Origin of the sequence: Amycolatopsis deserti, assembly GCF_014653945.1 — a bacterium.
Classification (GTDB): Bacteria; Actinomycetota; Actinomycetes; order Mycobacteriales; family Pseudonocardiaceae; genus Amycolatopsis_E; species Amycolatopsis_E deserti.
Genome location: NZ_BNAU01000013.1, coordinates 1 through 10925, shown reverse-complemented (window position 1 = coordinate 10925; position 10925 = coordinate 1). Strand labels below are relative to the sequence as shown.

Genomic DNA, 10925 nt, shown 5'->3' with positions numbered 1-10925 from the left:
ATGTTAACAGGCAGCACCGTTCAGCCGTCCGGGTGGTGCCGGGGGCATCATGTTCTTGACCTGGTGACGACAATGCGTAACCATTACTCTGAGTGTTCAACTCGGCAGTCCCCCGGCGGCCCACGAGACCGACTGGGCGAGGAAACGGAGAACCACCAGATGGGCGATTACGCCAAGGCGCTCGGGGCGAAGCTCCGCGGGATCCGCCAGCAGCAGGGGCTGTCCCTGCACGGGGTCGAGCAGAAGTCCGGCGGTCGGTGGAAGGCTGTCGTGGTCGGTTCCTACGAGCGCGGCGACCGGGCGGTGACCGTGCAGAAGCTGGCCGAGCTGGCCGACTTCTACGGCGTGCCGGTGGTCGAGCTGCTGCCCGAGGGCCGGGTACCGTCCGGGGCCGAACCCGCCACCAAGATCGTCATCAACCTGGAGCGGCTGCAGCAGCTGCCGGCCGAGAAGGTCGGCCCGCTCGCCCGCTACGCCGCCACCATCCAGAGCCAGCGCGGCGACTACAACGGCAAGGTGCTGTCCATCCGCACCGAGGACCTGCGGTCGCTGGCCATCATCTACGACATGACCCCCGGCGAGCTGACCGAACAGCTCATCGACTGGGGCGTCCTCCCGCCGGAAGCCCGCCCGGCGAAGGAGGACTGAGAACGACGCTGACCAGCGAAAAGCCCGGCGCGATCTCCGCGCGCCGGGCTCTTCTCGTGTCTTCTCCCAGGTCCTACAGGACGGCGCGGATGCGGTCGGCGATCGTGCCGATCCGGCCCAGCACGCCGTTGACGAACCGGGGCGAGTCGTCCGTGGACAGCTCCCGGGCCAGGCCCACCGCCTCGTCGATCGCCACCGGGTCCGGCACGTCCGCGGCCCACAGCAGCTCGTAGATGCCCACCCGCAGCACGGCCAGGTCGACCGGCGGCATGCGCTCCAGGCTCCAGCCGTGCGCGTGCTCGGCGAGCAGCTCGTCGATGCGCTCGCGGTTCGCGGTGACGCCCTCGACGAGCGAGATCGTGTAGTCGCCGACCGGGTCGGCGTCGGTGGAACCCACCCGGTCCGCGAGCAGCGTCACCGGATCGAGCGAACGCTGGGCGGCCTCGTACAGGATCTCGACGGCGCGCCTGCGGAGTGCGCGGCGGCCGGGCTGACCGCCGCGCCGGGGCGCCGAGGTGGAGTCGGACAACCTACGCCCTGCCCAGGTAACGGCCGTCGCGGGTGTCGACCTTGACCTTCTCGCCGGTGCTCAGGAACAGCGGGACCTGGATCTCGGCGCCGGTCTCCAGCGTGGCCGGCTTGGTGCCGCCGGTGGAGCGGTCGCCCTGCAGGCCCGGGTCGGTGTGCTGGATGACCAGCTCGACCGAGGTGGGCAGCTCGACGTAGAGCGGCACGCCCTCGTGCATGGCGACCTGGACCTCGGTGTTCTCCAGCAGGTAGTTCGCGCCGTCGCCGACGGTCTCCCGCGGCACGGTGATCTGGTCGAAGGTCTCGCCGTCCATGAAGACGAAGTCCGACCCGTCGTTGTACAGGTAGGTCATGTTGCGCCGGTCCACGGTCGCGGTGTCGACCTTGGTGCCCGCGTTGAACGTCTTGTCCACCACCTTGCCGGACAGGACGTGCTTGAGCGTGGTGCGCACGAAGGCGCCGCCCTTGCCCGGTTTGACGTGCTGGAAGTTCACGACGGACCACAGCTGTCCGTCGAGGTTCAGCACCAGGCCGTTCTTCAGGTCGTTGGTGGTGGCCACGGGTTGTCCAGTTCTCCTGTTTCCGATCGGGCCGCGTCAGACGACCACGAGTTCCTTGCTGCTCAGGGTGAGGAGTTCGGGATCGGCGTCCCGCACGACCAGCGTGTCCTCGATGCGCACGCCACCGCGGCCGGCGAGGTAGACGCCTGGCTCCACGGTGACCGTCATGCCGACGGCCAGTGTACCGGCGACGTTCTTCGCGAGCCTCGGTGCCTCGTGCACCTCCAGCCCGACGCCGTGGCCGAGCCCGTGGGAGAACTCCTCGCCGTGCCCGCCCTGCTCGATGACGCGGCGCGCGGCCAGGTCGACGTCGGCGACCTCCTGCCCGGCCAGCGCCGCCTCCAGGCCGGTCTCCTGGGCCCGGCGGACCAGCTCGTAGAGGTCTTCCTGCCAGTCCGCGGGGCGCCCGAGCACGACCGTGCGGGTCATGTCCGAGTGGTACCCGTCGACGGTGGCGCCGAAATCCAGTTTGACGAAGTCGCCGGTGCGCAGCGGGCGGCCGGTGGGCCGGTGGTGCGGGATCGCCGAGTTCGGCCCGGCGGCGACGATCGAGGCGAAGGACGGCCCGGACGAACCGTGGTCGAGCATGCGGTTCTCCAGGTCGCGCGCCACCTCCAGCTCGGTGCGGCCGGGCCGGATGCCGCCGTGCTCCAGCAGCCCGGCCAGCGCCCGGTCGGCGGCGGCGCAGGCCATCCGCAGGGCCTCGATCTCGGTCTCGTCCTTGATCAGCCGCAGCTGCTCGACCAGGCCGGGCGCGCGGGTCAGCTCGATGCCCTCGGCGAGGCGGGCGAACGCGTCGTGGGCCTCGACGCTGACGTGCTGGCTCTCGAAACCGGTGCGCCGGTGGGCGGCGGCGTCCCCGGCGGCGCGCGTCAGCAGGGCCGCCGCGCTCTCCCGTTCGATGACCCGCGGCAGGTCGGGCACCTCGTGCTCGGCCTGGGTGGTGTAGCGGCCGTCGGTGCAGAACACCGTGCGGTCCTCGCCCGCGCAGTGGACCAGCAGCGCGGCGTTGGAGCCGGTGAAGCCGGTCAGGTAGCGGACGTTGAGCAGGTCGGTGACGAGCAACGCGTCGACGCCGGACTCGTTGAGCACCGTGCGCAGGGCGTCGCGCCGCGAGGCGTGGAGGTCGGGCACAGGAGCAGCTTAGTGCGGTGCGACGATGGGTGGATGGGTATGCGGTCCTGGCTGGTTCGAGGTCTCGGCATGGCGGTGCTGCACGCGATCGCCGAAGTCGCCCTCGCCAAGGCGACGATCTACGACCCGACGGGCTTGACGACGGCCCGGATCGCCGTGATCGCGCTGCTGGTGGGCGCCGCGGCGCTGTGGAGCGCGCTGGACGCGTGGCTGCGCCGGGCGGACGCCGGGCGCACCTGGTTCATCGCGTCGCTGGTGGCCGGGCCGGTGTCCGGGGTCCTGTACGTGATCGGCCGCGCGGTGTTCGTCGACCGGACCGGCGCGGAGGAGCTGTGGCCGGCGATCTCCGGTGGCGCGGCGTTCACCGCGCTGCTGGTGCTGGTACCCGCCGGACTGGGGTTGTTCGTCGGCGGGCGGCTCAAGCGCCCGGCCGAGCCGGCGAAGCGGCCGCGGCCCACACCCCGCCCGCGCGCGGCCGAGGACTGAGTCAGCCCAGTACTGGACCGGCCGGGTAGGTGCGCCACTGGGCGGGTGTCACGTCCTCGATCGACGAGCCGTTCGCGGTGACCGCGTCCGCGCGGCGCACCGGGTAGAGGCGGCCGTCGTCGAGGAGGAAGCCCACACCCAGGCCGGTCGCCTTGAGGGCCCGCGTACCGGACTCCAACCGCGCCGCGACCGGGAACTGGTTCAGCACGTCGAGCCGGGTGTCCAGCACGTGACCAGCCAGTTCCTGCGCCACCGAGCGGCGGTCGATGCGCACCACCTGCCCCGACACGACCAGGTCCATGGTCCGCACAGGCGAGGGCATCGCGAAGCCGTCCAGCACGGTCAGCGCCAGCTGCGGGTCGGCGCAGGCGTTGACGCCGATGATGTCGAGCCCGAAGCGCCGCAGGTCGGTCGGCGCGCCGGCCTCGCCGGTCACGGTCGCACGGACGACGTCCACCGGCACCCGCCCGCACGGGTCCTTCGCCGACACCGGCGCGTGCCCGTCCGGCCGCCGCACCAGGCCCGGCCCCTCCCGCCACACGCCGGGGATGAGCAGCGGCTGGTACGGGCTGCGGACGAAGTCGCGGTCCCAGAACGTGATCGTGGTGCCGTCGGCGGTCTCGTGCGCGATCGCCCACGCGTTCAGCGCGTCGATCCACATCAGGTCCGCGCTGAACGCGTCGACCAGCGATTTGGTGCGCGGCGCGGCGGTGCTCGCCACCGCGGCGAACCCGGCCTCGCCCAGGGCCTCGACGCCACTGGCGAACGCGGGGTCCTTGGAGCGCAGCACGAACTGGCCCGCGCCGTTCCAGCCCGCGGCCAGGCCGGTGGTGTCGGTGAACATCAGGTAGAACCAGCCGTCGAGGTAGACCGCGGCCGGCTGGCCGGCGCCGTAGAGGTTCTCGCGGTGGGTGTCGTGGGCCGGGTCGACGATCGGCCTGCCGCCGCCTGTGCGCTGCCAGGTGATCCCGTCGGTGCTGGTCGCGAGGCCGATCGAGTTGCCGAGCGCGTGGTCGCCCGCGGCGCCGGTGTAGTACTGGTAGTACGTCCCGTTCACGCGGATCACCGACGGGTCGCACGCGTGCACGCCGTCGAACTGGCCCGGGTTGCCGGACAGCACCGCGGGCGGGACCGCGCCGCCGGGGCCGGTGAACGGCCCGTCCAGGGAAGCGGATTCGGCGTAGAGGATGTCGTCGCCGGGCGGCGGTGAGCCGGGGTACTGGCTGCACCACCACATGCGGTTCGTGGCGCCGTCGGCCATCACCGTCGGGCCGTAGTTGTAGGGCGCGCCGGGGCCGCCCGCGGCGACGACAGCGGCGCTCTCGCGCGGCGAGTCGGTCTTGAGCTGGACGTCGTCGGGCGTGACCGGGGTGGGTTCCGGCTGGGCGCCACCGATGACGCCGCGCCCGGCGCCCTCGGCCTGGGGCGGCACGCTGCCGGTGCACCCGGCCAGCGCGGAGACGGCCAGCACCGCGGCCAGCACCCCGCCGAGCACCCTGCGTCCGCCCACCCGTCGTCCTTCCGTTTCCGCCGCCAGCTCAGTGTAGAGAGTGATTAACCCGGTCGAGTGACGCGCGGGGCGTCGGCGACCAGTTCGACCTCGAAGCCGTCGGCGTTCTCCAGATACGCGGCGTGATGATCAGGGCCGCCGGCGTGCGGGTAGCGGTCGGCGAAGAGCGCCCGCCAGCCGTGCTCGAGCGCGGCCGCGGCGAGCTCGTCGACCCGTTCGGGTGATCCGGCGTGCAGCGCCAGGTGGTTGAGACCCGGCGCGCGCCGGTCGTGGACGGTGCTCGTGAGCGCCGGGGACTGCTCGACCACCAGGTAGCCGGGGCCGAGTTTCCAGCTCACGCCGTCGCGCCAGCGCTGGTGTTCCCGCCAGCCGAGTTCGGTGAGCAGCCAGCCGAAGCTCTGCTCGGCCCGCGCGAGGTCGGGCACCCACAGCTCGACGTGGTGCCAGTGCCCCGCCGCGCCGGGCAGCGCGACGAACACCCGGTGTGGCGCGCCGTAGTGATCGCCGCCGCCGACGTCGGTGAACCCCAGGCGCCGCACCAGGTTCTGACTGGCCACATTGGACTCGTGGACGAGCGCCCAGACCGCGGGCAGGCCGAGGGTGGCGAAGGCGTGGCGCAGCAGCGCGGCCGCGGCTTCGGTCGCCAGGCCCTGGCCGCCGTGGGCGGGGTCCAGGAAGTACCCGATCTCGGTGAGGCCGCCGGACAGCTCGGTGGACGGGCGCAGGTGCGCCAGGCCGATGACCGCGCCGTCGCGCTCGACGACCCAGTGTCCGGTGCCGTCCGGCCCGGTGTAGGCCAGGCGGCGTGCGACCGAGGCGCGGCACTGGTCCGGATCGCTGAGGTCGGCGGCGAGGAAGCGGCTCGTCTCCGGGTCGGCGAAGATCCGGACGATCGCCTCGGTGTCGGTGGTGTCGAGTGCTCGCAGGCGCAGCCGGGCGGTTCGCAGGTCCGGGACGGTCATCCGGCGTTGGCGGCGAGCCAGCGCAGGGCCAGCGGGTAGCCGTCGACGCCGAGCCCGGCCATCACCGCGGTGGCGATGTCGGAGAGCACGCTGTGGTGGCGGAACGCCTCGCGCTTGTGCACGTTGGAGATGTGCAGCTCGATCAGCGGAGCGGTGAGCTGCGCGGCGGCGTCCCGCACGGCGATCGAGTAGTGGGTCCAGGCGCCGGCGTTGAGCACGACGGGGTGGCCACCGTCGGCGGCCTCGTGCAGCCAGCCGACCATCTCGCCCTCGTGGTCGGTCTGCCGCACCTCGACGTCGATGCCCAGTTCACCGCCGGTCTTGACGCACAGCTCCGCGAGGTCGGCGTGGGTGGTGGAGCCGTAGACCGACGGCTCCCGCTTCCCGAGGCGGCCGAGGTTGGGGCCGTTGAGCACGAAGACCTTCACAGCAGCACGCTCCCACCCTCGGACTGCCGCGGGCCGGCGACCGCCGAGTACGCCGCGGCCAGCAGAGCCGGGTCCGGTCCCTCCAGGCGCCCGGGCTTGGCCAGCCCGTCCAGCACCACGAACCGCAGCACGCCGGATCGGGTCTTCTTGTCCTTGCGCATGGACTCCAGCAGCTGCGGCAGCGCGTCCGGGTCGTACTTGGTCGGCAGGCCGAGCCGCTCCAGGATGGCGGCGTGCCGGTCGGCGGTGGCGTCGTCGAGGCGGCCGGCGAGGCGGGCCAGCTCGGCGGCGAACACCAGGCCCACGCTGACCGCCGCGCCGTGGCGCCACCGGTAGCGCTCGCGGCGCTCGATGGCGTGGCCGAGGGTGTGGCCGTAGTTGAGGATCTCGCGCAGGTCGGACTCGCGCAGGTCGGCGGCCACGACGTCGGCCTTGACCTGGATCGAGCGGCGCACCAGCTCGCCGAGGACCTCACCGGCCGGGTCGGTGGCGGCCTCGGGGTCGGCCTCGATGAGTTCGAGGATGCGCGGGTCGGCGATGAACCCGGCCTTGACCACCTCGGCCATGCCGGCGATCAGTTCGTTGCGCGGCAGGGTTTCCAGGGTCGCGAGGTCGACCAGGACGGCGCTGGGCTCGTGGAAGACGCCGACGAGGTTCTTGCCGGCGTCGGTGTTGATGCCGGTTTTGCCGCCGACCGCTGCGTCGACCATGCCGAGCAGCGTGCTGGGCACGTTGACCAAGCGGACGCCGCGCATCCAGGTGGCGGCGACGAACCCGGCGAGGTCGGTGACCGCTCCCCCGCCGAGGGCGACGACGACGCCCTGGCGGTCCAGGCCGATGCGGCCCAGCACCTCCCAGCAGAAGCCGGCGACGGACAGCGCCTTGCCGTCCTCGGCGTCGGGGATCTCGACGCGGTGCGCGTCCAGGCCGGCGGCGTTGAGCTCGTCGCGCACGGCTTCGGCGGTGGTGGTGAGCGTGGGCTGGTGGATGATCGCCACGCTGGAGGCGTCCTTGACGGCCTCGGTCAGTTCGCCGAGCAGGCCGCGGCCGACGACGACCGGGTACGGCCGGGCGGTGCGGACCTCGATCCGGACCGGGTCGGTCACTGCGTTCCCTCCAGGGCTAGTTCGCGGGCGATGGCGTCGACGATCTCGGCCGGGGTGCGGTCGTCGGTGGCGACCTCGATGGTGGCGACCGCGCGGTAGACGGGCAGCCGCGCTTCGAGCAGCGAGCGGTAGGTGGCGCGCGGGTTGACCCCGGCGAGCAGCGGGCGCGCGGTGGACAGGCCGACGCGCTGCACGCCCGCGGCGAAGCCGACGTTGAGGAAGACGACCGGGTGGCCCACCAGGCGCTTCTGGGTGCCCTCGGCGAGGACCGCGCCGCCGCCGACGGAGAGCACCCCGTCGTGCTCGGCGAGCGCCTCGGCGATGACTTCTTCCTCGAGCGCGCGGAAGGCCGGTTCGCCGTCGTCGGCGAAGATCTCCGCGATGGGGCGCCCGGCGCGGGCGACGATGTCGTCGTCGCTGTCGCGGAACGGCACGCCCAGGCGCTTCGCGAGCAGCGGTCCTACCGTGCTCTTGCCGGACCCGGGCGGGCCCGCGATCACGATGCAGGGAGGTTTGCCCACCGTTCCTCCAGTGCCGCGAGGTAGGACTCGGCGTTGCGCTTGGTCTCGGCCAGCGAGTCGCCGCCGAACTTCTCCAGTGCCGCGTCGGCGAGCACGAGCGCCACGACGGACTCCAGGACGACCCCGGCGCGCGGCACCGCGCACACGTCGGAGCGCTGGTGGATCGCGACGGCCGGCTCGCCGGTTTTCACGTCCACAGTGGACAGAGCACGCGGGACCGTGGAGATCGGCTTCATCGCCACGCGCACCCGGACCGGCTCGCCGTTGGTGATGCCGCCCTCGAGACCGCCCGCGCGGTTGCTGCGGCGGCTGACGCCGGCCGGGCCGGTTCCGCGGTCGATTTCGTCGTGGGCCTGGCTGCCCCACCGGCGGGCGGTGGTGAAGCCGTCGCCGACCTCGACGCCCTTCATGGCCTGGACGCCCATCAGGGCGCCGGCGAGGCGCGCGTCGAGGCGGCGGTCCCAGTGGACGTGGGAGCCGAGGCCGGGCGGCAGCCCGTAGGCGATGACCTCGATGACGCCGCCGACCGTGTCACCGGCGTGGCGGACGGCGTCGACCTCGGCGACCATCGCGTCGGTGGCCTCCTGGCCGAACGCGCGGACCGGGCTCTCGTCCACGGCCGCGAGGTCCTCGGGCCCGGGCAGCGGGCCCTCGGGGGCGACGGCGCCGCCGATCGACACGACGTGGCTCACGATCTCCGCACCGAGCAGCTGGCGGAGGAAGTTCCGGGCGACGGTGCCCAGGGCCGTGCGGGAGGCCGTCTCGCGGGCGCTGGCGCGCTCCAGCACTGGTCGCGCCTCGTCGAAGCCGTACTTCTGCATGCCGGGCAGGTCGGCGTGGCCGGGGCGCGGGCGGGTGAGCGGCTCGTTGCGGGCCAGGCCCTCGAGTTCGGCCGGGTCCACCGGGTCGGCCGACATGACCTTCTCCCACCTGGGCCACTCGGCGTTCTCGATGTGCACCGCGACCGGTCCGCCCTGGGTGACGCCGTGCCGGACGCCGCCGAGGAACTCGATGTGGTCGGTCTCGAAGCCCATGCGGGGGCTGCGGCCGAACCCGAGCCGCCGGCGGGCGAGCTGCTCGCTCACGTCGGCGGTGGTGACCTCGACCCCGGCCACCATCCCTTCGAGCACGGCCGCGAGGGCCGGACCGTGCGATTCACCAGCGGTTATCCAGCGCAGTACCACCAGACGATCCTGTCATGTCGGCTACGACCGGCTTCAGGCGGCTCCAACGGGTGTGGGCTGAGCCGCCACGCGGGTGCCGGCCGGCCGGATTTACGTGGTTTGTTCGATGGTGTCTGCCGCACCGTCGCGCTTGCCTCGGGAGCGTTGGGGCAGTCCGGGCAGACCCGAGACGCGCCTTCCGTGGGCGGTCAGCCCAGGCTGGGTGGTCTCCCACCGCCGCGGCCACCGCCGGCCGCACGGGCGCCCGCGCCCCCACCGGCCCGGCCACCCAGGCTGCGCCCACGGCCACGACCGTCCCCGGCTGCACGTCGCCCCGCACCTACCGCCCGGCCACCGGGCGCCGGGCGGTCACCCGACCCCAGGGCTGCGCTCACCCAGGCTGCCCCACGGCCGCGACCAGCCCCGTCTGCGCGCCACCCCGCGCCCACCGCCGCGGCCACCGTCGGCCGCACGGGCGCCCGCGCCCCCACCGGCCCGGCCACCCAGGCTGCGCCCGCGGACGCGACCATCCCCGGCTCAGCGTCGACCCGCACCGGCCCGGCCGCCGGGGGCTGGACGGTCACCCGCCCCCACGGCTGCGGTCACCCGGGCTCGACGGTCATCCCGGGCGGATCAGCACCAACGTGGTCGCCGCTGCCAGCAGGCCCGGGCCGTGGGGCACCCCGTCCGGCCAGCGGCGCGTCGCGGCCAGGACGGTCGTGACGACCGCGGCCAGCACGGCGGCCGCCGGCAACGCGAGCCACCCCGCCGAGCCGAGTGCCGCGCCGAGGGCGCCCGCCAGCTTGACGTCGCCTGCGCCCATCGCGCGCGGCGCCAGTAGATGGACCGCCAGGTGCGCGCCCGCGAAGACCGCGGCCGCCGCGAGCGCCTTGGCCGGATCCGGCGCCACCGCGACGAAGAGCGGATACGCGGGCAACGTGAGCACATCGGGCAGCCGCCGATGGCGTAGGTCGGCCGCGACCAACGGCACGGCGAGCGCGGCCAGCACGAAGGCCGTCCAGGCCGGCCCCACAGTCGCGAGTCCCGCCCAGGCCGCTCCGGTGCCGAGCACCACCACGGCGGCAGGCACCGGGGCGTCGGCCCTCCGGAGGAGGCTCGCCGTCCCGGCACCCGCTGTTGCTCCAACGGCGCCGAGCGCCGCCACGATTCCCCAGTTCACGAATCCCAGCCTGCGTGGTCGGCCGGGCAACGCCAAATGCGGACGCGCACGAGATTCCCACTCGCACGGCACCCCTCGCGCGAAAGGACATTTCGTGGTCACACGAAAGTTCCAGTCGCGACCGCACGAAAGTCCCAACCACCGCGCTGACGCGATGACTGGACCGCACATCGGCTCACGAACTTCCCACTCGTGCGGCGCATTCCGCGGATGGCACCATTCGCCGCCACGCGAGGTGACCAGTCGTCGACGCGCGAGATGCCCAGCCGTACAAGGGCGAACTGCGCCACAAGCGACACCGCTTGCCGGAGGGGGCAGCACGACGGGGTCGTAATGCCAAGGGGCCCAGCACGACCGGGATGCAAGGCAAGGGACACAGCGCGCCCAGGACACTGCACTGGGCAGGCACGCAGCACCAGAAGCGGAGCGCCGCAGCGGTGGCGAGGGAAGGGCACAGCACCAGAACCGGAGCGCCGCAGACGCGGCACGCCGGAAGGGCACACACCACCACAAGCGGAGCACCACAGAGGTCGCGCGGGAAGGGCACAGCACCAGAACCGGAGCGCCGCAGACGCGGCACGCCCGACGGGCACACCACCACAAGCGGAGCACCACAGAGGTCGCGCGGGAAGGGCATAGCACCAGAAGCGAAGCTCCGCAGACGCGGCACGCGGAAAGGCCGCAGCACCACAAGCGAAA

At 73.2% G+C, this 10925-nt stretch carries 12 protein-coding genes; 2 read left to right on the top strand and 10 right to left on the bottom strand.

Annotated elements, in window-relative coordinates; all coding sequences use genetic code 11:
• The first annotated feature begins 159 nt into the window (after positions 1-159).
• Positions 160-648, top strand: coding sequence for a transcriptional regulator BldD (bldD, locus tag IE290_RS35775; RefSeq protein ID WP_020422358.1), 489 nt, complete (start codon positions 160-162; stop codon positions 646-648).
• A gap of 73 nt (positions 649-721) precedes the next feature.
• Here the strand turns inward: bldD and nusB are convergent, their stop codons facing one another.
• The 3 genes from nusB to IE290_RS35760 are packed head-to-tail and all read right to left on the bottom strand — an operon-like array spanning position 722 to position 2870.
• Positions 722-1177, bottom strand: coding sequence for a transcription antitermination factor NusB (nusB, locus tag IE290_RS35770; protein WP_191249173.1), 456 nt, complete (start codon positions 1175-1177; stop codon positions 722-724).
• A gap of 1 nt (position 1178) precedes the next feature.
• Positions 1179-1736 (bottom strand): elongation factor P, encoded by a 558-nt coding sequence (gene efp, locus IE290_RS35765; RefSeq protein WP_191249172.1) that lies wholly within the window; start codon positions 1734-1736, stop codon positions 1179-1181.
• Between the two features lie 36 nt (positions 1737-1772).
• On the bottom strand, positions 1773-2870 hold the full coding sequence (locus tag IE290_RS35760) for a M24 family metallopeptidase (RefSeq protein WP_191249171.1): 1098 nt from the start codon (positions 2868-2870) through the stop codon (positions 1773-1775).
• Positions 2871-2909: 39 nt separating this feature from the next.
• On the opposite strand from IE290_RS35760, the gene IE290_RS35755 reads away from it, so the two are divergent.
• A complete protein-coding gene (locus IE290_RS35755; RefSeq protein WP_191249358.1) occupies positions 2910-3356 on the top strand; it encodes a B-4DMT family transporter in 447 nt (148 codons plus the stop codon).
• A 1-nt stretch (position 3357) separates the two neighbouring features.
• Here the strand turns inward: IE290_RS35755 and IE290_RS35750 are convergent, their stop codons facing one another.
• The 7 genes from IE290_RS35750 to IE290_RS35720 form a co-directional block, all read right to left on the bottom strand.
• Positions 3358-4851, bottom strand: coding sequence for a glycoside hydrolase family protein (locus IE290_RS35750; protein WP_191249357.1), 1494 nt, complete (start codon positions 4849-4851; stop codon positions 3358-3360).
• Positions 4852-4910: 59 nt separating this feature from the next.
• Complete coding sequence (locus tag IE290_RS35745; RefSeq protein ID WP_191249170.1) at positions 4911-5828, bottom strand: GNAT family N-acetyltransferase; 918 nt, start codon at positions 5826-5828, stop codon at positions 4911-4913.
• Positions 5825-6256 carry a type II 3-dehydroquinate dehydratase gene (gene aroQ / locus IE290_RS35740; RefSeq protein WP_191249169.1) on the bottom strand — a complete coding sequence of 144 codons (432 nt, stop codon included), beginning with the start codon at positions 6254-6256 and terminating at the stop codon, positions 5825-5827. The genes IE290_RS35745 and aroQ overlap by 4 nt, the downstream gene beginning before the upstream one ends.
• Positions 6253-7362 carry a 3-dehydroquinate synthase gene (gene aroB / locus IE290_RS35735; RefSeq protein ID WP_191249168.1) on the bottom strand — a complete coding sequence of 370 codons (1110 nt, stop codon included), beginning with the start codon at positions 7360-7362 and terminating at the stop codon, positions 6253-6255. The genes aroQ and aroB overlap by 4 nt, the downstream gene beginning before the upstream one ends.
• Positions 7359-7862: a shikimate kinase gene (locus tag IE290_RS35730; protein WP_191249356.1), complete on the bottom strand. Its 504-nt coding sequence runs from the start codon at positions 7860-7862 to the stop codon at positions 7359-7361. The genes aroB and IE290_RS35730 overlap by 4 nt, the downstream gene beginning before the upstream one ends.
• On the bottom strand, positions 7859-9070 hold the full coding sequence (aroC, locus tag IE290_RS35725; RefSeq protein WP_191249355.1) for a chorismate synthase: 1212 nt from the start codon (positions 9068-9070) through the stop codon (positions 7859-7861). Before aroC ends, IE290_RS35730 begins: the two co-directional genes overlap by 4 nt.
• Positions 9071-9665: 595 nt before the next feature.
• Positions 9666-10136 carry a prepilin peptidase gene (locus tag IE290_RS35720; protein WP_191249354.1) on the bottom strand — a complete coding sequence of 157 codons (471 nt, stop codon included), beginning with the start codon at positions 10134-10136 and terminating at the stop codon, positions 9666-9668.
• Positions 10137-10925: the final 789 nt, after the last annotated feature.